The sequence below is a fragment of the Pseudomonas sp. SCA2728.1_7 genome, assembly GCF_018138145.1.
Taxonomy (GTDB): Bacteria; Pseudomonadota; Gammaproteobacteria; order Pseudomonadales; family Pseudomonadaceae; genus Aquipseudomonas; species Aquipseudomonas koreensis_A.
Genome location: NZ_CP073104.1, coordinates 367,451 through 391,197, shown reverse-complemented (window position 1 = coordinate 391,197; position 23,747 = coordinate 367,451). Strand labels below are relative to the sequence as shown.

Annotated in this window: 18 protein-coding genes and 7 pseudogenes; 16 read left to right on the top strand and 9 right to left on the bottom strand. The window is 51.7% G+C overall.

Annotated features, from left to right (window positions below):
* Positions 1-81: 81 nt before the first annotated feature.
* Positions 82-306: a helix-turn-helix transcriptional regulator gene (locus KBP52_RS01670; protein ID WP_045123078.1), complete on the bottom strand. Its 225-nt coding sequence runs from the start codon at positions 304-306 to the stop codon at positions 82-84.
* Between the two features lie 100 nt (positions 307-406).
* Here KBP52_RS01670 and KBP52_RS01665 point away from each other — a divergent pair, with 100 nt between their 5' ends.
* The 7 genes from KBP52_RS01665 to KBP52_RS01635 all read left to right on the top strand — a co-directional run bounded on the left by KBP52_RS01665 (position 407) and on the right by KBP52_RS01635 (position 4,100).
* Positions 407-1,156 carry an XRE family transcriptional regulator gene (locus KBP52_RS01665; protein WP_212621864.1) on the top strand — a complete coding sequence of 250 codons (750 nt, stop codon included), beginning with the start codon at positions 407-409 and terminating at the stop codon, positions 1,154-1,156.
* 77 nt (positions 1,157-1,233) lie between these two features.
* On the top strand, positions 1,234-1,413 hold the full coding sequence (locus tag KBP52_RS01660; protein WP_212621863.1) for a hypothetical protein: 180 nt from the start codon (positions 1,234-1,236) through the stop codon (positions 1,411-1,413).
* A complete protein-coding gene (locus KBP52_RS01655) occupies positions 1,410-2,000 on the top strand; it encodes a hypothetical protein (protein ID WP_212621862.1) in 591 nt (196 codons plus the stop codon). The genes KBP52_RS01660 and KBP52_RS01655 overlap by 4 nt, the downstream gene beginning before the upstream one ends.
* Before the next feature lie 10 nt (positions 2,001-2,010).
* On the top strand, positions 2,011-2,292 hold the full coding sequence (locus tag KBP52_RS01650) for a phage antirepressor KilAC domain-containing protein (protein ID WP_008080166.1): 282 nt from the start codon (positions 2,011-2,013) through the stop codon (positions 2,290-2,292).
* 158 nt (positions 2,293-2,450) lie between these two features.
* Complete coding sequence (locus KBP52_RS01645) at positions 2,451-2,807, top strand: pyocin activator PrtN family protein (RefSeq protein WP_174377028.1); 357 nt, start codon at positions 2,451-2,453, stop codon at positions 2,805-2,807.
* Complete coding sequence (locus KBP52_RS01640; RefSeq protein ID WP_116254740.1) at positions 2,794-3,030, top strand: DUF4224 domain-containing protein; 237 nt, start codon at positions 2,794-2,796, stop codon at positions 3,028-3,030. The genes KBP52_RS01645 and KBP52_RS01640 overlap by 14 nt, the downstream gene beginning before the upstream one ends.
* Positions 3,031-3,032: 2 nt before the next feature.
* Complete coding sequence (locus KBP52_RS01635) at positions 3,033-4,100, top strand: tyrosine-type recombinase/integrase (protein WP_212621861.1); 1,068 nt, start codon at positions 3,033-3,035, stop codon at positions 4,098-4,100.
* A gap of 669 nt (positions 4,101-4,769) precedes the next feature.
* Here KBP52_RS01635 and KBP52_RS01630 read toward each other — a convergent pair.
* Positions 4,770-8,156 carry a hypothetical protein gene (locus tag KBP52_RS01630; protein ID WP_212621860.1) on the bottom strand — a complete coding sequence of 1,129 codons (3,387 nt, stop codon included), beginning with the start codon at positions 8,154-8,156 and terminating at the stop codon, positions 4,770-4,772.
* A gap of 572 nt (positions 8,157-8,728) precedes the next feature.
* Between KBP52_RS01630 and KBP52_RS01625 the strand changes: the two are divergent.
* From KBP52_RS01625 to KBP52_RS01610, 4 genes and pseudogenes are all read left to right on the top strand, one after another.
* Positions 8,729-11,581: pseudogene (locus KBP52_RS01625) on the top strand (AAA family ATPase).
* Between the two features lie 601 nt (positions 11,582-12,182).
* Complete coding sequence (locus KBP52_RS01620; protein ID WP_212621859.1) at positions 12,183-12,392, top strand: hypothetical protein; 210 nt, start codon at positions 12,183-12,185, stop codon at positions 12,390-12,392.
* A 66-nt stretch (positions 12,393-12,458) separates the two neighbouring features.
* A complete protein-coding gene (locus KBP52_RS01615) occupies positions 12,459-12,644 on the top strand; it encodes a hypothetical protein (protein ID WP_212621858.1) in 186 nt (61 codons plus the stop codon).
* Between the two features lie 150 nt (positions 12,645-12,794).
* The gene (locus KBP52_RS01610) at positions 12,795-13,052 is read left to right on the top strand and encodes a hypothetical protein (RefSeq protein ID WP_249122236.1); all 258 of its coding nucleotides are present in this window, start codon (positions 12,795-12,797) and stop codon (positions 13,050-13,052) included.
* A gap of 393 nt (positions 13,053-13,445) precedes the next feature.
* On the opposite strand, the gene KBP52_RS01605 is transcribed toward KBP52_RS01610, so the two are convergent.
* The 6 genes and pseudogenes from KBP52_RS01605 to KBP52_RS01585 all read right to left on the bottom strand — a co-directional run bounded on the left by KBP52_RS01605 (position 13,446) and on the right by KBP52_RS01585 (position 17,422).
* Positions 13,446-13,868, bottom strand: a complete 423-nt coding sequence (locus KBP52_RS01605; protein WP_212621857.1) for a hypothetical protein — start codon at positions 13,866-13,868, stop codon at positions 13,446-13,448.
* A gap of 95 nt (positions 13,869-13,963) precedes the next feature.
* Positions 13,964-14,149: pseudogene (locus tag KBP52_RS01600) on the bottom strand (lysis protein); the annotation flags it as partial.
* A pseudogene (locus KBP52_RS01595) lies at positions 14,144-14,374 on the bottom strand (phage holin, lambda family); the annotation flags it as partial. The pseudogenes KBP52_RS01600 and KBP52_RS01595, both read right to left, overlap by 6 nt.
* Before the next feature lie 195 nt (positions 14,375-14,569).
* Entirely contained in the window at positions 14,570-15,088 is a 519-nt protein-coding gene (locus KBP52_RS01590; protein ID WP_212621856.1) for a hypothetical protein, read from the bottom strand.
* Positions 15,089-16,300: 1,212 nt separating this feature from the next.
* Positions 16,301-16,844, bottom strand: a pseudogene (locus tag KBP52_RS30390) (hypothetical protein).
* Positions 16,841-17,422 (bottom strand): annotated as a pseudogene (locus KBP52_RS01585) (recombination protein NinG). The pseudogenes KBP52_RS30390 and KBP52_RS01585 overlap by 4 nt, the downstream one beginning before the upstream one ends.
* A gap of 60 nt (positions 17,423-17,482) precedes the next feature.
* Here KBP52_RS01585 and KBP52_RS01580 point away from each other — a divergent pair.
* Together KBP52_RS01580 and KBP52_RS01575 are read left to right on the top strand one after the other, a co-directional pair.
* Positions 17,483-18,697: pseudogene (locus tag KBP52_RS01580) on the top strand (Heme peroxidase); the annotation flags it as partial.
* Between the two features lie 329 nt (positions 18,698-19,026).
* Positions 19,027-19,359: a hypothetical protein gene (locus KBP52_RS01575; RefSeq protein ID WP_212621855.1), complete on the top strand. Its 333-nt coding sequence runs from the start codon at positions 19,027-19,029 to the stop codon at positions 19,357-19,359.
* Here KBP52_RS01575 and KBP52_RS01570 read toward each other — a convergent pair.
* On the bottom strand, positions 19,349-19,930 hold the full coding sequence (locus KBP52_RS01570) for a hypothetical protein (RefSeq protein ID WP_212621854.1): 582 nt from the start codon (positions 19,928-19,930) through the stop codon (positions 19,349-19,351). The genes KBP52_RS01575 and KBP52_RS01570 overlap by 11 nt on opposite strands.
* 108 nt (positions 19,931-20,038) lie before the next feature.
* Between KBP52_RS01570 and KBP52_RS01565 the strand changes: the two genes are divergently transcribed.
* From KBP52_RS01565 to KBP52_RS01550, 3 genes and pseudogenes are all read left to right on the top strand, one after another.
* Positions 20,039-21,157 (top strand): hypothetical protein, encoded by a 1,119-nt coding sequence (locus tag KBP52_RS01565; protein ID WP_249122235.1) that lies wholly within the window; start codon positions 20,039-20,041, stop codon positions 21,155-21,157.
* 726 nt (positions 21,158-21,883) lie between these two features.
* Positions 21,884-22,159: pseudogene (locus KBP52_RS01555) on the top strand (DUF2786 domain-containing protein); the annotation flags it as partial.
* A gap of 222 nt (positions 22,160-22,381) precedes the next feature.
* A complete protein-coding gene (locus tag KBP52_RS01550) occupies positions 22,382-23,725 on the top strand; it encodes a Shedu anti-phage system protein SduA domain-containing protein (protein WP_212621852.1) in 1,344 nt (447 codons plus the stop codon).
* Positions 23,726-23,747 lie beyond the last annotated feature (22 nt).

The window sequence follows — 23,747 nt, the reverse complement described above, 5'->3', positions numbered from 1 at the left end:
CTCGCCTTCTGGCATCGCGACCCGACAGCATTGTGGTGATGCTGTCGGGAGAAACTGGGCGACCCTTGGGTCGCCTTTTTTCTATGCGGCTTGGGACTCTTCCATTTCCGGAGGAAATACGTCATCAAGACTGCACGGCGCTCCTAGCTTATTGAGCGCTCTGACTATGGCTCTGCACTCCGTAAGCCCTGCGATTCGACGTCCTGCTTCGTAATTGCTTATACGTGCCTGAGTCCATCCAAGAGCTACAACGAGTTCCTTTTGCTTGATCCCAGCTTTCTCTCGATGTTCAGCGATCAGATTCATGATGCCCTCCAATTAGCCGCAGCCATCTTAATCACGAATCGTAGATATCTCAACACGAAAAGTGATGATAAATAATTTCAGAGCGTGGTAAAAAAAGCACATGAACACACTCGGCGAACGTATTAAGCAATACCGCAAAGCCAAGGGCATGAGCCAACAAGCCCTTGCTTTCGCTTGCGGTTGGGAATCTCAGTCTCGGATAGGCAATTACGAGAAAGGGGCTCGTCAGCCCAATCTCCACGACTTGCAAAAGATAGCGACAGCACTGGGAGTATCTTTTCCAGACTTGGTAGCAGGAAAAAATCGTTCCGACGTTGAGTCGTACTCAGACGCCATTCAAGGTCGGATTCGGTCTGAAGACCGTCTTGTGAGGGACTACGGAAGATCGAAAGACAAAGACCAACCTGTTAGCAGCCTTGTAGGCTGGGCTAAGGATGGAAAGGTCCCTGTGCTATCAAACGCGCAGCTTGGGAATGAGGGCTTCTTCGACACGGTAGAACCGCCACCAGGGCAAGGTGAAGGCTACCTAAACATACATAGCGATGACCCAGATGCCTATGGCATAAGAGTCATGGGCGATAGCCTGATGCCCCGCATAAAAAATGGCGAGTTCGTTCTTATAGAGCCGAACAAACGCTTCATTAGCGGTGACGAGGTCATAGTTCGAACGTCCTCCGGCAAAGCGATGATCAAAGAGTTTATCTATCTCCGAGACGGAATGTACCGGTTGGATAGCGTCAATACCGAGCACGAAACTCTTCACATTGCAGAACAAGAGGTGGAAGAAATTCATCTCGTAGGCGGAATATTGAAGTCATCACGCTTTCTACACAGTGCTGCGCTATTTTAATCACACTATGTGTTGACACGTATAAGCACATTGCGTGATATTTGCCTCACTCTTTACCACAGAGCGAGGCAATACCAATGCGTACCACCGCAACCTTGCATGTCCATCCGGCATGCGTCAGCAATCGCAAACTGATCGAACAGCTGCAGCTCACCACGGGCTGTCTGGTCATCATTCATAACAGCAAACCCAAGCTTGTCGCCAAGTCCTACCAGCCCTCTCCTATCGATCCGAACGGTGGAGGGCACGCGGCATGATCAAGTACAAGATCGACAACCGCACCCTGCAGTTGCTTAACGCCCAGGTCAACCTGACCGAGACCTTCAACCACGTCCTGCGCACAGCACCGAAGCGTGAATGCCTGGCATTCCGTCTCAAGGCTGAGCGCGGCGCAGTGGAAAGCACTTTTGTCGTGGAGCTGGGCAGCGAACGCCACACGCTGACCCTGCAGAACGACAAGAAGATGCACCTCAAACTGGCCGACTTTATTGAAGAGATTGCCAACGCTCCGTTCGACTCGAGCAACTCCAGCGATCTGGTGCATCTCCCGCATGCCGATCGTCAATACGGCCGTTTTGATGTCCAGGACAAGCAACGCGTGTTCGAACTGGTGCACACCGGCGGCGTGCTGAGCCTCGACATGAGTTTTGAACTTCCCCTGCATGTGGCGGTGCATCGCACTCATACACGCCGCGGCGTCACCGTCATCTTGAGCATCGGCAACAAGAGTCCGCATACGCGCTGCTTCACCTTGTACGACCCCGATGCCGAGATCTACGCAAGGCTCATTGAGTCCATCAACCACCTTGCTGCAGCGGCCACTCCTGCTGCGCACGCGGCATGAGGAGGACGATATGGAACGCACCCTCGCCCAAGCAGCCACACAACTCGGCCTCACTCGCCCCAAACTGATCGCTCTCATGCGGGAAAAAGGTTTGCTCAAGGGAAACCTGCCGGCGGACCCGAAGCGCGACAAAGCGTACCTGCGTGTCAAGGACAGCCCCTGGTATGACGAAAAATGCGGAATGCAGTACAGCCAGTCGACCCGCGTCATGCAAGCCGGCATCCGCTGGCTGGCCGAGCAGTTGGACATCGATCTTCCTGCCATCCCGGCAGATCGCCGTGACGTGGCCTAGGGAGTACGCCCGCCAGATCGTTGCCATGCGCACACGCGAGGAGCGCAACGCCGCGCTCCTCGAAGTGCCCGAACATCTGCGCGAGCTGACCAGACGCCACTGCCTGAACGCCTGGAACCACCCAGCACGACAACAACGCAAGGAGGCTCGACAAGTCCATGAGTAACGCTGCACAGAACCCGCTTCGCCTTCATCCGGCGCCTGAATCGGCCACCGTCGAACTGCTCTATCGAATCTTCGGTGACGTCCTGATCCCGCTGGAAAAAGTCCGCGAGCAGTACTTTCGCAATCTCAACGAGCAGTCGTTCGTGACGGAGATCAACAGCGGCCGGATCCAGCTTCCCATAACCACGCTGGACACCAGCCGCAAGGCCCTCAAGTACGCCCACATCCGGCACGTCGCCTCGCTGATCGACATCCGCGCCTACAAAGCCGACGAGAGCATGCAACGCCAACAGGGCGAACCCATACAAGCAGAAGCGAATTTAGAAAGGGATAAACATGGAAATTCATAGCGAAACTCTTGCCGAGGACGAGCTGGTCGCAATCACCGGATATCAACGACCTTCATTGCAGCTGGACTGGCTCAATCGAAATGGCTGGAAATACGTACTTACAGGTGCAAGACGACCCGTTGTTGGTCGCGTGTACGCCCGAATGAAACTGTCCGGTGTGAAGCCTTCATCTGACAATATTGCGGCTGAAGCCTGGTCGCTAGATCTTTCACGCGTGGGGTAAAAATGCGACCAAGAAAGGCTGCAAATCGGGATCTGCCACCTCGAATGATTAGGCGGGTCAGGTCAATGAAAAACGGCTCAGAGTGGGTCGGGTATTACTACGACGGGAGAGATGATCAGGGGAAGAGGAAGGAAATTCCGTTGGGTGGCGACTTGGATGTCGCCAAGGCGGAATGGGCGAAACTCGATTGCAAGCCAATTCCGCAAAAGAACACCCTTCTGGGAAAAGTTTTCGACCGATACGAAGCCGAGATCATTCCGGCGAAAAAGCCTAGAACCCAAAAGGACAACTTGCTTTCACTGACGCAACTCAGGAAAGCATTCAGCGAAGCGCCGATCAATGCGGTGACACCACAGGTGATAGCCCAGTACCGCGACAAACGGACCGGGAAGGTTCGGGCAAATCGCGAGATCTCACTGCTCTCGCACATCTATAACATTGCCAGGGAATGGGGTATCACTGACAAGGAAAATCCCGCCTCCGGTGTGCGAAAAAACAAAGAGACACCACGTGACTTTTACGCTGATGCCAGGATCTGGAATGCCGTCTATGGTGTTGCCGTGCCAGAACTCAAAGACGCCATGGACCTGGCCTATCTTACGGGCCAGCGCCCTGCTGATGTCCTATCCATGCGCACTACGGATGTAACCAACAGCTTTCTGCTGGTTGCGCAGGGCAAGACCTCGAAAAAGCTCCGCATCCGGCTCGATGCAGGCGAGATCATTAACGGTTTAGGTGAGCTGATAGAAAAGCTGCTCGTACAGCGGAAGGCGCGCGCAGTACGAAACCCGTATTTGATCATTACGGAGGATGGTCGCCGCGTGACCGCGCCAATGCTTCGCCTACGATTCGACGATGCACGCAATGTTGCTATCGCGAAAGCTCTAGAGGACGAAGATGCGCAACTAGCTTCAAGCATTCGACAGTTTCAGTTCAGGGATATCCGGCCGAAGGCAGCCAGTGAGATTGACGATCTTGGTCATGCCAGCCGACTGCTTGGGCATACCGATAAACGCATAACAGAAACAGTTTATCGACGCGTCGGCGAGATCGTGAAACCCACACGATGAACCCAACATAATTGGTTAAATTCGCTCAGGAGTGCTCTAACCGTTCACCTCGAACTTTAGAGCTGCTCTCCGCGACATGGAGCTCTCGGCCATTAGCTGCCAGTTGTATCCGGCAGCAACCGGCCAGAAATCGACGCTCGCTCAGTTAACTCCAAACACCCATCGATAGTGCGCCACAGTACGTAGCGGTGCGGCACCGATAACTTGGGTGATCATGAAACCGAAGCCGGCTCCCATAAACGAACAGCCCGCAAGAATCCATGGTAAGCGCCTATTTACACAGAAACTCAGCATCCAAGCTGAAACACTTGTGCCGACGACCATCCCCGGGACAGAAAATAAATGACCCAGCTCAACGAGACCACCATCACGCCCCGAGCTGGATACGATCGCCATGTAGACAGAAGAGTGACAACCGATAACATCGGAGCAGATTCGATCTGCGCCACATACCGTGACATTCATGGGAATCTATTAGTGTTCGAACAACGAAAACCAAGCACAACAACCATTAACGCCAACTAAAGAGCAAAAAAACAAAAAAACTTACTACACCCTGCGACACCCCCAACTCTATAGAGTCAAGCGAAATAAAAGACCTACTTATTTCGCCTGACACAACAAACTAATCACGAAAAATAAAATCAATCTATTTCACCACAAGAGTATTTAAATCATAAATTCATCAATATCAATTATATCTCCATGCCATCCAGCAGCACCCATCATTTCATTTACGGCCTGATCCTCAGAGCTCATTATCTCAATAAGACTTTTCTTAGCACCCTTCACTCCCTTCGCCACTTCTCTGATGGCAATAGCAAATTTAATAATTGAAGACTGCTTACATACATCCAAATCAAGCAGCATATATACAGGAGACTCTTCCGGCAATTCATACCCGCGCCAGTACCAAGTCCACACATCTAAAATGATAAGTAAGGCAGCAAATTCCAAATCATCGCGTGAAGCTTGCTTTGACATCAAGCGCTCTTTAAGAGCTAACACTGCACCATGACTAAATATTGAGTCAAGAACTCCAGGAACAGGCCCCTTGAATGAAGACTTGAGAGCCTCCACCCAAAGTCCAGTCATTTTCACACCAGAACTAGCCTCAAGCGCTCTGAAAACACTAGCCATGAATCCTTCTGATGTTCTTAACGACTCCCAGTAACTGCCCGGGGCATCATCTATATTCTCAGCGAAACTCCCCTGAAAATACATAATAAAACTCCCGAACTCATCAGAATCAATTCTATTAGAGCCAAGAACCTTCTTAGGCAAACCTATACCGACAGCAAATTTTAAAAGTTTATTTCTTATAATATCATGGGATATACTGCTTGATGTTTTCCCTAAGACAAACTTAGAGATCACTGTCGCCAGCGGCTTGATATCACGCCTGGCTTTCCGCGGATCTTCCCGTTCCATCGCATATGACATTGCTTTCTTAACAGCAGGATGAATATCTGTTACACCAGACGCCAAAGCAATAAAATTCATCCCATTGTCACTATATGGACCATAACCCGTCATTGCAAGGAGCGCCAACTCTCTTACGAGTAACTTTCTGCAGGTGTGTTTTTTATCCAATAGTAAAGAAATACAAAAAATCACTACTGAAACAGCATTTGAATCAGGACTGTACGTTGACCACACATTTGAAATGGCGACAAGTCTCTTTGCGATCGAGTATGCCGCTTTATCTTGTTCGCCTTCCAAAATAAGTGATCTTAACAGTACAAAATCGTTTTCATTCGTTTTCATCTGTGGAAGCGTATGATGTTTCATTTCGAGATGGTCCACCTCTAGGGCCACTCGTATAAGCATCAACTTAAGCCTTAACTCTGGATCACCATAATCGAACGCCAGTTTCCAAGCATCAGATAGAGCTTTGCTGTTTTCTTTCGACCTAAGTACCCAAGCATGAACTGAACCAATAATCATGCTAGTATCATTCAGTTTAACTGTAACGGCTAAAACCTGAATAGCTCGCCCTAAAATATCCTCAGAGCGAATCTCCGCGGGCTCAATCGAATCCCGGAGCAAACCAAGAAGCAACATAATATTATCGCGCTGCCTAACAACGCTGGTATCTTCCAAAAGTTTTTCTACGAAATACTCCTGAGTCGAAGTCGAACGAAGGCTTGCTACCAGAAGCCTAACCACTTCTCTCCACTTTGGATTCTGGATATCACCTTTTAGTTCTGCCCAGATCGACCGAGCTCCATCTTTTTCGCCAAACGTTGCTAGATACGTTGCCGACAAGTACTCTTGAAACGTCAAATGAATAAAGCTGTAAACACCGTCACCTGCCTCTACCAATAGTCCTGCGGTGTTTTTAATGAAACTCACAAAGCTCTCCGCTTGATCCTCTGCAAGTTCATCATGCTCGCGTAAAGGCTCTTTATCAGAGATAAACTTCGTGAGAAAACCTACTAATTCCTCCTTAGTAACAACGGCTCTACCCTTTTCTTTTATGCTTTTTCTATGCATCCAATAGGCAATCGATTCGATACGCAGTCGGTTACGACGCTCAATACGACCTTTGCTCGTCTCCTCATCATGTCGCTTAGCTTTGTACCAAGTATTCAGTAAAGTTTCAGTACACTTTTGATATAGAACAACGCGCTCATCTGGGAGGACAGCATCTATTCGATGCACAAGCGCTACTATCGTCAGTAGCAACGGATTTCTTGCCAAAGCTCTAATTGAGTCGCTATCAGGGAGATTTATTATTTTCTTTAGATCATTTACATTTCGTTCTTTCTCGACTTGATCCTCAATACGAACCGAGTACCAATCGTAAATAAATCTCTCAATTTCATTCAATCGCAACTTAGCAACTCGAAAGTGCCCATAACTTTCATCGAATCTTATCTCAGCTTCATAACCAATAACCCTTGACGTAACCACAACTGTATTGATAGGGTAATTTTGTGTAAATGAATCTATCCTTTGCCTTATGACACTTTTAAAATCTCTACTTGGAAGTTCATCAAGACCATCAAAAAGTACAATAGCTTGCCCACTTTCTACATAATAACTGAAAAAATCCAAATTAATATCTGGCATATTGAAGTCGGCACGAACAACTTCACAAACATACTCGAGCAGTGATAGGTTTCTTCTAACTTTCAGCTCATCTGCATATCGTCGTAATGTCACAACCACTGGAAGCCTAGGATCTTCACAAAAACCACAGCGCTCTTGAAGTTCTTTATTGATCCCTACCAAGGCCAGGAAACTTGTAAGAGTTGATTTCCCGGCACCTGGATCGCCCAATATTATTGTTTTCGAACCAGGACTCAAAAATGATATTGGATTCACTCTCGGAGTGTCATCGTCCTCCTCTTCAGATTTCTCTTGAACCAAAGATAGAGGTATATAGATATCCTCTAAAGGAATACGCCTCGATGCACCCTCCTTATAAACTGACATGCCGACGAACTCAATGCGACCATGACGCCTGCGCATGTTCTCATTATATTGAGCCCTTAGCTCTTGTATCGTCTTCCTTCGCTCAACCCCATGCACTACCAATGAAGGGTAATAGTACAAACATAATTGCTGCGACTCTAGGAAGAATGAAATAATCTTACTGTGCCCAATGTGTTCTAGCTCAACCTGATCACTATATTCGTCTCTAAGAGCTTCGAACCATGCGAAGTCTCCTCCCCCCTCTCTCTGGGCTGGATTTTTGAAGTCATCGGGTGTAACCAAAACCCACTTTATTAGCTTTTTCTTATCGGACCGATTTAGCGCATGTTTCAAGGACTTCTTTATTTCTTGGCGATGTGCATTACTCAAAGGGCTGGGAAAAAACTTATATTGATACCCTACAATCTCCTTTGCTCTTGCCCTTCTAGAAAAACCATCCAACCCCTCATAATCTCCAGAAGCATCATCAAACAAAGAAAACTCTAATTCATTATTACGGGCATCTTTAAATAACAATAACCCGACTACTCTCGCAAACTCTTTGCCGCCTTCCGTTCCAGAAGGCAGCATAGTTGAGAGACTAGGAACAGCAGGTAATCGAGGATTTTTTGGCAATTTAGATATCCCTTCACAATTTTTGACCTTTTAACGATCCTAGCTTAATAGAATAATTAAAGTCCAGTTGCATATCTACATTTCTCTTACGACTGAACACAGGAGGCAACCGTGCTCAGCTACCGCTTACGTACGCAGCTTATTAGCTATGTGCTATTGCGGAACAAGTACTTAGCACTCTTACGCTGCGTACGAAAAAAACCGCAAAGTGGGATTTTTTTACATCCTTATACACATTCCGACGACTCCTTTTGGCCATTAGCGGTTGCTGATGAACGTCCGCTTCTGGCCGATTGCTGTCCGCTGCGAAGGGCGCCAGTCGCCCCGTAGAGGACAATCGCCTGTGTGAACTCAGACGCCAAGTCTTCGGGCTCCCGGCATAGTTCATCACAGATTCCGCCCCATTCCCCCAGTAGGTCGCGTCCACAGTTCGTGTCCGTGGCTTGAATGGATTCATCAAATTCAGATCGGCAGAGCTCAACAAATAGCAAAGGGCCCTGACACTTGGCTTGGTGACAATGGCTTTCTGACTTCAGTCCGACTACGCTCACGCGTATCAGGAAGGAGGCGCGATGAGCCAATACCTTTTGAGTTTTGCAAGGCAGAATCTTGAAGGACGCAGTGACGCTTACCTCGTGCTGCTCTGGTGCATGTACCAAGCGAACCAAGGCAAGGGCCGCTATTCTGACCACATCAAAACGCACATCACAGCGGCAGCTGACCAGTTGCTGGGGCGCAACTATCAGCGGATCGCCGCACGCTTCAAAAAGGTGCTCGACAGTAAGCCCGAATTGGATCGCATACCGCCCTCCGGACTCGGTACGTTGGACTACCTTCGCGTAAAAAACTTCCGAGGCTTCGGAGAATTTGGCCCAGACGACACAGGCACCTTTATTCGCTTCGGTAAACTGAAGAATATCTTCTACGCACCCAATGGCGGAGGCAAATCATCGTTGTGCGAGGCGTTGGAAATCGGCACCACTGGCGATATCAAAGAAGCGGCCAGGCGCAAGACTAAGGTCAATCAGTACATCGCCCGGGGAGAGGTGAAGCCCAGGCTCATGCTGATGGGAACAGACAAGTTGCCAGTCAAGCGAAGCATCAGTTGGTCGGGCTGTTTCATTGATCGGAACCGTCTTCAAGAGTTTTCGTTGCTGGGCTCCAAGGATACTGGCAGTGCCGAGAGTGATGTCTTGGCCACCTTGTTTGGTTTGGAGGAACTCCAGGAGGTCATTTCTCGGTTCGTCCGGCCTGAAAGTTTCTCGCTCAAAGCCTTCATGCGTGCTGATCAAGCCGACGCACTGGACATCCTGGAACGTGCCAGGGTAAGCCTGGGCCAGCTGCGGCGTAATCACAGAGCAGACCTTCATGCATCGATTTCCGAGAGTTGTAGGCTGCTGGGGCTGAGAGCCGACCAAGACTTCGATGTGCGCCGAAAGGTCTTGCGGTTGCGCGACACGGTTGAAATGCATATTCGTGGCGCTGAGCGCCTGCGAGCTGCCAAGGCCCCGTTCGCTATATCTCTAAAGCAAGTCAGGCATATCTGTGCCATCGCTCAGCGCTTGCTCCAACGCAGAGTCGATATCGAGAAGGTGTTTCTGCAGAGAGCCAGCGAGATCAATTATCGCGCCGTATATGAGGCATTGGTGGCCATCGAACAGCTACAGGTCGGGGAAGCTTGCCCCGCATGCCTGACGCCCCTCAATCAGGTGGTGATGAACCCGTTTGAGAGGGCGCGGGAGCAGATCAAGGCATTGGGTGCACTAGAGTCCCTCAAGCAATCCAAGCAGAGAAATGACGCCCGAATCGCGCTCTGGGCTTCACGAGTAGCGACCGGAATCGGCGAGGTGAAAGGCAATGAACACGCTGATGTTCCCTGTCCACTGAACATGGACGAATTGGAGGTGGAGCTTGCAAAGTTCCATGCCGCTACCGATCGCTCGGAAGTGGCGCCGTCCGTTCTCGACTCGTTTCTGAAGCTTTGTGCGCGGAGTGCAGATCAGCTCGAGGACTACTTGCGCAACTGTGAGCGCAAGCTTGGGGAGGTTGGCCAGGCAGACGCCCAGGCAGCTCGCCTCGAAGAACGGGTGACGCAGTTGAAAGAAATTGACGAATTGCTGAAGCATCAGTTCGACAGAAAAAAACTGGCGATAAGCGAGTTCAAGGTCGCCAACGACCAGATGGCAGACCTGATAAAGCAAAAAGCGGCATTGCTCAACGATGCAGTCGACAATAGCCACTTCAACCAGTTGCTCAAGGATCTGGAAGCTGAGTACCGAACGCTGTACCGCGACTTGCTGGATTACAAGCTTGAGCTAGAGAAAGCGCGAATCACCGGGATCGAAGCCAAGGCTGCGGAGTACTACCGCGCGATCAACAACCACGACGATGACCATGAGCAGATCGCGTCGTTGACCTTCGACCGCCAGGGGGATAGCTATCGGATCAAGATCACCAGCGTGGACGGATCATTCCTTGATGCGTTTGCGGTGCTTAGTGAAGGGCATCTGCGAGCGTTGGGTTTGTCCATCCTCTTGGCGATGGCTGAGAAGAACAACTTCCCGCTCATCGTATTCGATGACGTCGTCAATGCGATCGACACCGATCACCGATCGAACATCATCGACCTGTTCTTCAGCGACGCTTACCTGCGTCGGATCCAAATGGTCGTCACCACCCATGACCGTCTTTTCTGGGAGCGTTTCTGTATCATTGCCCAGCGTCACGCGCAACAGGTTCAGTACACCAGTAATGTTCTCAGCTATACGAACAAAGGCATTCTAGTCATTGATCACGTGGGCAGCTTCCAGGAAAAAATTCTTGCCGCGCTTTCCGTATTCGATGTGCGTCAAGCGCTGCTCTATTGTCGTATCTGGTTCGAATCCATGGTGCTTGAGTTCTGCATAGAAAATGAAGTCAAAGTAACCGCGCACTTTAATAAATCACAGCTCAAGAAGAGCATGTACCTGCAGGTCAGCCTGGAACACACCTTTTCGCTGGTGGAACCGTTCATTGACTATGACCTGTCATACTTCAATTTCATCAAGAATGACCTGGTCAACTGGGGTGGGTAGAACCAGGAGCACCATGCCTTCGACGAGGGCAGCCTGAACTTCGTGCACTCAAAGACTAGCAGTGAGGTCGTTAAAATCTACGACGCCATCCGCTATTTGGAGTGCCAGCTATTTGCAGCTAAGAAGAGAGAATCAGGCGTCAAATGTCTTGCCGACCTGAACGGTGATATCGCGTGGAGGCAACGCAAGCTTGCAAGGCTCGCCAAGGCGCCATTAGAGGTTCAGAAGGAGCACCAGTCGGCGTTGAAAGCTCTGGAAAAGCGCGCGGTAGAACTCGACCAAGAGCTTCAGTTCATCGAACAGTGTCTCGCCAGCGTCGCTCAGCGCGAGCAAGCTCAAGAATTGCCATGACCTCTGTTCCGCTTGGAGCAGATCTGGCTGTTTTGGGTTCATATTCTGCGAGGACTCAACGGCCGCTTTTGACCGTGTCCTGCCTGTTACGGCTGACCAGGTTGGCTGCAAAATCTCACTTCAGATGAAAGTCGCTTTCCCTCAAGCGCAGTCTCTCAATTGCAGCTTGAAGTCTAGGGCGATCATGAGCCTACCCAGAACGCCAAAAAACCGGCCAACTTCGTTTCCGCAAATAAGTGTCCACCCCTTGATTTCAGAGGCCTCCAGAGCATCAATGAATAGTGCCTAGCGGAAACGAACACAAGTTAAGGCATTGATATATAAGGATTAATCTTCGGACTTGAAAACCGTCGACTGTAACAGGTCCATGAGTTCGAATCCCATCGCCTCCGCCATATTTGATACGACAAAGCCCTGATTATTCAGGGCTTTGTCGCTTCTGGGGTTTGAGGTTTCCACCGCGTTCCGTGAAGCGTTACAAAACTTTTTGAGACGCGTTACAAAAATTTCTGCTTTTTCTCCCTTCTCCAGCTTCCTGCCAAACGTAAAACACTCTTCATGTAACACGGTGCTACGCTGGGTTTTTCACGGAGGAAACCCCATGCCGAATTCAGATCTGCTCCCTTCCCTGCTTTACAAAATCAATGAGAACCAACTCGCTCTCGAAGCCGCCATCATGGAGCTTTCGAACTGGGTTGAGCAGCGCGGGTCGGCCGATGTCGCCGAGAACGTGCGCGACGCGCTCCGAGTGATCGACAAGAACGAAGAGTTCATCAAGATGACGCTTGCAGTGCTGATGACGCCGGACTGACGAATAGTCGGCCAGAAATATCGTTCGGAGATATCCAGGAACACGACTAGGAGGCGTGAGGGCCAAATGGACTTCATTTTCGATTCGATAGCTCATCGTGTTGGCGTCTACGTGCTGAGCTTCTTGAGTGGCGGCCGCTTCGAGGGAGAAAGTGGTTTTGCCTGGGGCTGGGCAGTTGTCGTCGGCGGGCTGATTCTGCTCTCTCCATTCGCTGCATTCATAGCCTTGCTCATCTATACCGGCGGCCCGTGAATTGATGTCTCGCATGGGTCGATAACTGCACTTTGCGACAAGCGCCAATCGACCAATAGCGGCCATCCTCCACCGTTAGGTATCGACCCATTGCGGCCATTCGCAGGAGCCACCAGAATCGGACGACTGTTGGTGGTGAGGTTACGCATAGTGAGGATTGAAGTATCAGAAGAAGCCGACTGGAAGCTTTTCGAGGACGTGGCCCGGGTTATTGAGCAAGGGCTGGGCGGTTGCTGGAAAGAGAGGCTCGATGGCCCGGACCAGCGCTATTGGGATCTGTTGGTGGATGAACACATGCTTACCCTGCACCTTGAACACTATTTAGGCATTTCAGTGGTCATTCCCGATAGCGCAGATGACATCGCTCGAAGAGTATGCGCGTTGCTCAAGCAGCCTCCTTGCGGATAAGCCCGCTCTAACAAAGATCCCAACTGATCTAGAAGGCAGCTGTGAGTCGATTTCTGCCGTTGCTACCGTCAGCTTTGGCCGAAAGCACTCCTATTGCTACTGTTCGTCGCTTCCCCCCGGCGACCTGATTGCTGTACACGAATACAGCATTTATACAGCGAAACCCGCAGCATGCCTTTCGCTGCCCGACCTGCGACGGCAAAGGTTTTGTGACGAAGCCGGCACCAATGAATTGGCGCTGAAAGCTCAGGCATACGATAGGCGCGAAGTAGCCGGGATTTTGGCTGGCGGCGTAAAGGCCTTCACGTAATTCCTGATCCTCCCGCCTCGTAAGCGCAGAAATGGTGCAAAATTTGATGCGAGTTTTAAGCATCTGAGCCTGAATGCTCTCGTTTAAAGAGCCGCGAGTGCAGCTTTGAGATACCTGTGAAGAAATGTTGTTTTTCCCTCACACATAACGATCAATGAACTCGTCTTATGACTCTGAAAATTACGGACATGGTCATTGTAAATGTCGGCGAAGTTTTCCTTGGGAACCTGTTCGTCAAACTCCTCGTCATCGGCATCGTTTAGGACACTTTCATAAGGCTCGTTCTCGACCAAGTATCGACCGGCTAACATCATTGCAGTCAGTTCCACGACCTGCTCATGCTTGAGCTCATTGAATGCATCCCAGAGCGCTTTTTCTTCAGGGCTATGGGGTCCGAGGATGCTGTCTAATACTTGTTCCTTGGTTCGATCTTGAGGAATCGCCGAAAATCGTGCTTCCGATAGAATGATGATTTCGCGTACTTTCTCAGTGGACAGATGCAGCATCACGGTTACTCGCTTTCAAGGTAAAGGGCGAATAATACACGGAGCATGCAGCCCTGCTCCATCGTCAAGATTTAGTATTTAGATAGCGATCTGACCTACGCCTGGCATGCCTGAAGCGCAATCAATCCCCGGTCGCCCTCGTGGGTGATGGCGATAATTTGTTGAGCATGCGCTGGGTCAAGCTGGACTTGTACGTCTGCATGATCCACGCCGCCGGCGCCGGAGGTGGCTGGCACACCGCAGCCTTTGGCAACGTCGGTTGCGTCGATGAGGACTGACATGCTCTGGGGCAGCCCGAAGAAGTCCAGGCCGCTAATGATGGTCAACGTCAGGCCGCCGAAAATGGCGCCTTCCACCAGCATCTGGCGACGAGTACCGCCACCGTAAGTGATCCGCAACACGGCCATAGCTCAAGACAGCGCAGCCGCATAGAGGATCGGCGGATGCTGGCTCAACCATGCAAGCGCTATCGCCCATGTGTCTGGTTTGTCTGGCATGTTTGGCATCTCGGGTTCCTCCCCAATCAGGGAGCCATGAACGAAAAAGCCCCAGCAGGTGCCGAGGCTTGAAATAGGTTTGCGTGTCTTTCCACGCCGTCCGCCAAAGGCCTGCTCAGCACATGCCTAAGCAACATCAATAGCTATCGACACACCCACTGGCGACACTCGTAGCTCCCAGTAATTGGCGTATGAGACGCCTAGTCATTCCGCTCTTAATTCGGCATAGGGGATAACAAGGCCCGCGTCAGCCCAACCTTCAGGCATGATTTTCTCATCCGAATGCGCGCTCAGGATTATCTTGTTATTTACCACCGTGCAGGTAAAGCAACGGCCTGATTGAGTTGGCTCATGCTTAAACACCTTCACTATTAGTCTGATTAGTTCATAGCGTCGGTCATCAATCGCCGGATAGCCTTGAGGGCTCTTCTTACCTGAGGATTCGGAAGTATTGAACCAAATTAAGCCAAGGCCGACCACGAATTGATTTGCCTTGGTTTTACTGACGAACCAATCGCGGAATTTCGTGAGCGCCGTTTCACTCCATGACAATGAAGCCCCATGGAAATCCGCGCAATTCATCGTGTCGTAATGAGCAATAGCCATTTCTCCATTGGAACTGTTGAAGCCAACAACGGCAATGCAGTTAGCAAGGCCAGCGGTACCCACCAATCCGCTGACAGGGGTCAACCTGGACAGTTTATTAAAACCGGCTGCTTCCATTGCACATATCCTCCATTGATTTGGGAATCAAGCATAGACGCAGAAAAGGCATAGCGAGGCATGGGTCTCCAGTTGAGATGGACAAAGCATGCGTTCCGCAAGCTGGCATCCTCAGACCAATAAACTTATTGGCATGCAAGTCTGCCCACACTGCCAGCACTACCGAGCACAGTGGTCGCCTCTTAGTGGCGCAATATCCGGCTATCGACGTCCAGGCCTTCCCGAAGGCTGTCCCTGGTTACAGGTAAATCTGGGACATAAAAAAGCCCAGCTCTATGGCTGGGCTAGGTAATGAAATGTCCTGTTGGATCTATCGGCTGTTACGCCGGTACAAATAGGTGAGCCCAATAGGCGCCAGAAAAATCGAGACACACCAGCAAATCATAATGGTGAGAATTTGCAGGTACATCATCAGCGAAGAGTTCAAGCCAAACTCTTTATTTCCAACAAGGAATTCGAAGGCTCTTTCGTAAACGAATCGAGAGTATGGGTATACGAGGGTGCTAATTACACACAGGACTATAAATGCGGGCTTATCCATAAGACTGAAGGAGCTGCTAGCTACGACGGACAGAATCATGAGCGGAGGCAGCGAACCGAAAAAAAGCTGGCGTAGGTAGTAACTCACGCTTAAGCCACCGAAAGCTTTAGAAAAAAATAATTGCGTACGATCCATTCGTTTTGCCAATTCCTGATCTCCACTGCCAATCAGCACCAATCTATATGAAAGTGGCCATTCGGGAGCAATAAAAACCCGGCGCTTGGCCGGGCGGTGTGAAGAGTATGCTTTGGATAGAGCCTATTTCGCGCCGCCATTCTCACGGCCCGCCTGGGCGTCTTGGTCAGAGCCAGGGTTTCCAGGTGGTGGATTCCAATCTTCTGGCCTCTCGTCGGCGCCCTGCTTTGGCTCGGACTCAGCCTGCTCAAGTCCGGAATCATGACCTTCGCCAGAGTCTGGTGCTTTCTCGTCGGGCCCCGGGTATGGCGCTTCAGGGCCGTTGTTGTCTTCAATCATAATTTTCTCCCGTCGGGGCGCAGGGACTGCGCATACTATTGAGAGAAGGATCGACGGCAGGGAGTGCGGTTTCTTCGACGAGCGGGCGAAAAAAACCCCGCACAATGGCGAGGCTTCGAATTCTAAATCCCTAACGCGTAAAATCGTCAGGATGAATAAAACTCTCTCACTTTCTCACTCATTGCAATGGCTTTTTGCTACGCGGCGCGACTTTCGATTAAACCCTCTGCGTCTAGTAGCTCCTGAGCGGCGGTGAGCGCCTCATTTACCTGATCGTCCAGAGCCTTGCGGATCGACGAGCGCCACCGATAACGGGTCGATTCCGGCTTGCCGTCGTTACCCCAGTTGGTGATGTCATACCAGGCGGCCGGCAGTACGGAGGCAGAGCGCTTCCCCTCAGTGCCGGCAACTTGAGGAATCGCCCAAGTAAGCACTGCACACTCCCGGAAGCGCTTTGGCGCTGGCGTCTTCACCGAATTGAGCAACTAGAATGGCGCCATTTTTCCGCTCTTCGTGGGTAGAGTATTTCGCCACGAGCGCACGCCAGTGCGCCGGGGATAGCGCCTTATGCAGCCGACCGAACACTCAACAGTCCTGAAGGAGCGCCGCCTCCTTGCCAACGATCTCCCGCTTCTGTTTGGCGCACTGCACCTTAGGCTCAAAATCGCAGCCACCGGTGGAGCTAATTGTCTCGGCGGCCAAGGCTCGGACTACAGCGGAAATCACATTGCGATAAGTCATGCAGCGGCCCTCTTAAGTTCGCGGGTCTTGGCTCGATAGTCGGCCTTGACGATTTTAATTTCTTCGACGGTGTGCTTGCAGGGTTCATGAGCCCCTTCCAGCCAATCAACCTTTTCCGGGCCGATCAGTTGCAGGAGCGAAAGTCGGTAATTCACCAGGTTGCCGGACAAGTAGGTGTTGCACGGCGCGCATTGTTTCCAAACGTTGAGCGGTTCAAATCGCAGCTCGGGGTTCGCTCCCATAGAGCGATAGTGCCCAGCGCGGTATTGGCCTTCATGGTGGCGACCGCAGCTCACGCATGGGCGATCGGCATCACGCCGGCGGATCCACTCGTTGAACGCGGCCAGGGCTTCGCGCATGTGCTCCGCCCTACTCTTCAGCTTCTCCTAGCGGACTTTGATCTCGCGGCGCTCGCATTGGTCGATCGCTTTGCGAGCTTTCTCTTGATGACGCGGGGCATCAATTGCCGCACAAGCCGGACTGCATACGGCCTGCCCCAGGCGCGAAGGGATGAAAGATTTCCCACACGATACGACACAGCATTTCTTCGACTTTGGCTGCTTCCTTGCGATCGTCATGCAGCCTCCTGGCTCAGCAGATCATCGAAGTGCACGCCCTGATGGGCGAATCGCGCGACGATGCTGGTGAGCGGCGCCGAGAAGGTGATCTTCGTCTGCTCCGACGGCACTGAAGAAAACTTCGTTTCTATGGAATACACGCCGGTATCGGGGCCGTCCGCGACACTCGTCGCAGGCTGGAAACAGTTCCAAGCCGATCTGCAGGGCTTCACTCCCGCTGAGGTGATGCCGGAAGCCGTAGGCAAAACGCCGGAGTCATTGCCAGCGCTGCGCATCGAAGTCACCGGCATGGTAATCGCCAGCAACCTGGAGCAATTCAAAGCCCACTCGCTGGCCGTCTTCAACTCGATCAATACCGAACTGGAAACGGATCAGCACTTCGCCGACGCCGAGAAAGCAGTGAAGTGGTGCGGCGATGTCGAGGAGCGTCTGGAAGCTGCAAACCAGCATGCGCTGAGCCAAACTGAAAGCATCGACGCGCTGTTCCGCACCATCGACGAGATCAGCGCCGTGGCCCGCGCCATGCGTCTGATGCTCGACAAACTGGTGAAAGCCCGCAAGCTCAGCATCCGTGAAGACATCGTCATGGATGCTGCGAAGGCGCTGTAGGTCCACATCGACCAGAACCACGCTTCACTGGGCGGCAAAACGCGTATGCCGGCAGTGCCTGCAGATTTCGCCGGAGCCATCAAAGGCAAAAAGACGATCAGCAGCCTGCGCGATTCTGCCGATTCCGAACTGGCCCGGGCAAAGATTGCCGCCAGCCAGGTCGGCGACAGCATCCGGAACAACTTGGCCACCCTGGACGAGCGCGCAGACGATTACATGTTCCTGTTTAACGACGTTCAGCAACTGGTGATGAAAGCGAACGACGACCTGGTCGCGCTGATCAAGGTGCGGATATCCGAACACCAGAAGGCCGAGGAGCAGAAAGCCGAAGCGCAGCGTGAACAGATCCGTCAGGAGGAGATGAAGCGAATCGCGGACGAGGCCCAAGCCAACGCACCGGTTGAGCCTGCAACAGTCGCCAGCCCGGCGCCGGTTAGAGTTTCCTCACCAATTCAGCCTGCGTCGAAGCCAGCGACCACTACCGCGGTGCCGATGCACCTGCAAGCTGAGGTGTTCGATCTGGAAGCGCTAATCCATGCCGTCGCTGGCGGCCATGCGCCTATTTCGGTACTGACTGTGGACTGGGAGAAACTCGACGCGATGGTCGTGGTCCAGGACGACAAGCTCAGCATGGCCGGCGTGAGGCTGGTCAAGGTGGCAGCGTGATCTGCCTCAAGCCTTGGTCGATTGAGTGAACATCCAGCTCAAAAAAATCGTCATGACAATCGGCTGAATCAGATCTGTGGTAGGTGCCATGCCAGACCAGATTCTCAGACCTGAAACTACGAAAACCACCACCGCGGCGATGACACCCAGTCCGGAAATCCAGCGAAAATACCTTGGAAACATTGTGTAACTCCCTTATGAAGGGGCGGCATCGTAATCGCGTTTTGCCATCACATCAATCTAAGTTGTCATACGGATCTCGGACTTTTGAACTTAACCGTTACAGAGCTGGCTGGACTTGCCGGCCAGTGGAATTGAAGAGGTAGGCCATGGCCAAGAGTGGACAGGAGCGATCGGCGAAGGCTGCGCTGAAACGGATCGAGTTAGACGAGAAGGAGCTGCGGCACCGGTGCCGGCTCGGAACACGGCAAAAGCTGGAAGAGCTGATGGATTGGAGCGAAGACACCGAACAGGCCTCAGTGATTGAAGGCTGTCTGCGCTACGTTCATTCGCTCGGTCGTGAAGGTGCGCGGGAGGCTTTGAAAGCGCGCCACGAATTCGTGATTAGCGAAAGCGTAGCGCGGGTATTTCGGAATGAAAGCCTGGCTGAACTGAGGCGTGATCCGGGTGACGAGATAATTGATCCAGGGCCTAGCGCTTAAATCCGGTGATGAAGTCGGGAACCGTAATGCACCAGCCGAAATTAACTGTGCATAGAAGCAAGACCGTCCAAATCCCCATGAGGGATAAACCAAGCTTGATAGGCACTTTACTAACCGAATACTTCTTAAGGATCAGAGCGCGAATGGTCAGGCTCTCCGTGCCAACTTCTAGCCGAGATTGAACATCGTTTTTGATCTGTTCTCGGCTCTTTGAAAACAGTTTAACAGCTGTCCGCTCATCGCTGACCGGTAAGAGTCCGAGGAGTCGAATCTCCGCTGCCTTGAGCTCATGCTCCCAGTGTTCTTGCCAGTACTTCGCGCCAGCGGCAATTTGAGTTTGGAACCAGGACACAACAATCCCAGTCAGGCAGGCCATGAATGACACGACAGGGAATGTTCCGGATGACTGGACCAGCCCGGCGAATAGGACACCCTGAAAGATCATCAAAAAGTTGTTTCGATTGGCCAACTGGCTGATCTCAAAATTTCGAATCTCAAGACATTGCTCGTAAAGCCGCTTAGCGGCCATCAAAGGCTCATTTTCGTTTGCCTTCAGCGCTTCCTCACACATCGCTCCTCCTGATCAGGCGTCATGCCGAGCAGTAGCAAACACCATTTAATTCTATTTTGCCACTAGTCAATGCCGCCCCGGCGAGACTGCTGGCTATAAGGAGCCATCATGAATCCCTACCTGATCACCGGCCCGGCCCAGATCGGCATCAACGGTGGTCGCACCAGTGGGCACATGATCTACAAGATCCTCGAAGCACACGGCGGCGCGCTGCAACCAGACGTGCACCTGTTCTTTCAGAACACCGGCAAAGAGCGCGAGGAAACGCTGGTCTTCATCGACCAGATCGGCAAGCGCTGGAAAGTGAACATTGTTTGGATGGAATGGTGCCGCGAGTACGGCCAGCCGGATGACGCTCCATGGTACAGGCTGGTGGACTTCGTAACTGCCAGCCGCAACGGCGAACCCTTCACCATGATGCTCGAGTATTACGCCGCATACCGGAAGGCTGAAAAGAACCTGCCTCCGGTGCTGCCAAACTTCTCGAACAACATGTGCACCGCTTACCTGAAGGTGAAGATCGGCGAGAAGCACATGCGCGCCCTGGGCTACACCGAGTGGGATTGCGTCGTGGGCATCCGGCACGACGAACCGAAGCGCTTCCACCGCATGATGGCCGCCAATGATCGAGGCGGCACCCGATGGGACAACATCTGCCTGTCCTACACCGCTGGTGTCACCAAGGAGGATGTCGGTGCGTTCTGGGCGGCCCAGCCCCTCGATCTGGGAATGCATTCCGACTCCGGCAACTGCGACCTGTGCTGTAAGAAGAACGCAGGCAAGCTGATAAAAACCATCATCGATGATCCCTCGCGGGTTATCTGGTGGTCAGCCACCGAGGAGCGGTTCGGCCAGGTGTTCCGACAGGATCGCGCCGACTACAACACGATGGGTTGGTCTGCCGAGCAACGATCCCGGCAGACTACTTTGATTTCGAATATCTCTCAGAAGACATTGACTGCTTTTGTGGCAATTAGCTTAAAGAGCCCCTTCCGACTCCCGCATCATCTCAGATTCCAAATGCTCTTCGTGAAGAATTCGGCAATAGCTGCGTACATATTCTTCAATTTCTTGCATTCCAAAAAAGTTCGGCGGAAGCTCCATATAGCTTGGGCCAAAATCATTGAAGTAAGGATATACCCCATGAATGAATACACGCTGCGGAAGTGGCCATCTGTAATCATCCCATACATATCTTCTGTAAACTTCGGCATCATCGAATGCTAGGGGCTCAAAATTCGGCCGTTTCATCTCACTTACTTGCGTTGCCAATTGCGCCTGAGACAACTCTGGCGATTCCACTCCCAGTGGCACTGGCAGCCGAGATCTGATAACTCCAACGAGATCACGTTTTGTCCGTAGTACACGAACAACATCCGGCCGAGAATACCCTCCAGCGCGCATCCATTCAGGTATCTGTGCTGCCACGAAAGAGCCAAACTCTACGGCATCTTTGACGTAGCTTAGGTCTCTCGCTAACTGTGGAGTCAGCTCGGATACTGGTATTTGCGAAAGCTGGTCTGTGAGAGCCTGCCAATCTCGACCTCGATGAAAAGTTTCGTATCTCATCATCTCTTTCTTTTCGCGATGTGGACAAGCGAAGGCGCTTGCCAGCAAGTGGAGAGACTCAGTAGCGTCATCAGACAGGACACGAAGTATTTCTGCCAAAGACTGGTGTCTGCGCTGGAGCTCTTTTCGCCCGTGCCAAACTGGAAAGTAAGCGGCCACAATTATCGCCGCTACCGAACCGAAGGCCTGGACCCAGCTAGCGATCTCAGAGCTATTTAACGCGTATGTTTTTATCGTTAATCCGACGACAAAAACCAGAGCGAGTACCAGCGTCACGTTTTGAACGGAACACCACGGTTTGAACAAGCTCTTCCCGTAATCATTGAGCATTCCTATCGCACTCCCCCGAATTCAACTGCCAAATATACCCGGCGAGGATCACCTATGTCTGCACAACAGATCGACGATAAGAAACTCGAGCGCGCGATCCGCAAGATCAAGCACTGCCTAGCACTGGCACAGAGCGCCAACGAGAACGAAGCTGCCACGGCGTTGCGTCAGGCCCAGGCACTGATGCGCGAGTACCGGCTGACCGAAATGGATGTAAAGTTGAGCGACGTCGGTGAAGTCGAGTCGCAATTTTCGCGAGCTGAACGTCTTCCCGCGTGGGAGCGGAGCCTGCGCGGTGCAGTTGCCCATGTGGTCGGGTGCACTTCGCTGAGTTGCAGCGATGAACCGATGCTTACTTCAGCCCTTGACAGCAACAATCCACCGGAATCGCAAATGACTATTGCTTTTCGAGCAATGCCGTTGTGCTCGTCGTTCGGCCAACTGCCTTCGGCCTTTGCATTTTTACCGCGGGATTCGATTCTCGTTCCTGCGTGAAAACGGCAGCATGGCGCTAAAGTCTTATCTCTCCGTCGGTATCTACACGAGTGGCAAATGAATCTGAACTCAGTACAACAAACAGCCGTTGAACGCATTGTGGAATCGTATCTGAGCGGGAGCAGGCTCGCCTTGATCCAAATGGCTCAAGGTACAGGGAAGACCTTAGTCGCCCGAGCCGCGTTGAAAAGGATAGCGGCGAAGAAACAAACGCTGTCGGTTGCGTGGATCTATGAGCGTGATGCCGAATTGAGTTACCAACTCGCGGACTCCAATAAAGCGCCAGAGCCACTCAAGGTCACTTACTTAAAATATTCACAACTGATTTCAGGCATTGCTTCGGCAACGATTTCATACGACGCCTTCGATGTGCTGCTATTTATTGAGCCAACCCGTGTGGCCGAGGATCTTGAAAAGGTCACCGCCTATTTTTCCGGTTTCAAGCTGCTGTTCAGCTCTGTTCTTTCAACCCCCCCATTCTTCTCAGCGAATCAACAACACCTCATCTTCAGCTATACCTTTGATCATGCATTGGCAGATGGCCTAACACTCAGCTTGGCGCTGCAGTCGAAACTCAGTGATTTAAGTAATCGACTAGACAATGACTTCGCCACGGAGGAAGTGTCGGAAGGTTTAAAACGTGCGCAAGAGGACAGCCGGGCATTAAATGAAGTGTTGACGATGTTGCTTGAAGGCAAGGTAAGCGTCGACGACATCCGCGGCATGCAAGAAAAAAGAACCCAACTGAAGACATTTCAACGCTTATTGAACGACGCGTCCTTTTTCAGAAGCAGGATTGAAGGCGGCGCGGGGCCGGAGAGTGTTTGGCAGAAATTTTTTCAGGAAAACCAGTGGATTTTTGGCTTTGGTCTCAATTACCTGTTCAACACTCCACTGCAGGACGGCAGACTTGAGCAAGTGGTTGCAGGGCATAGCGTCAAGGGTGCCGGCAAACGAGTTGATGCCCTTCTCAGTTCAAATGGAATGATCAGCTCGCTGTGCTTCGCCGAAATCAAGACCCATGAAAAGCCTTTACTTCGTCAGGTAAGTACATCTTACCGTCCTGGTGCCTGGGCGATATCCGATGAACTGGCGGGCGGTATCGCGCAACTCCAGCGCACGGTTCAGGTATCGATGGAAAACCTGAAGACAAGCCTCACCGTCAAGGACGACGAGGGATTCGACTGCGGTGAAAAGCTCTACATGTACAAACCAAAGTCGTTTCTTGTCATTGGAACGCTGGCTGAGTTTACCAACCAAAACGGCAGTATCCATGAAGACAGATTCAGTTCCTTTCAGATGTTCAGAAACGCGTTATCAGATGTTCAAGTCATCACATTCGACGAGTTGTACGAAAGAGCCAAAGGCCTGATCGGTCCTGCTGCGGAGCTCTCGAGCTAGTTCGCGCGGTCGAGGGGTCATT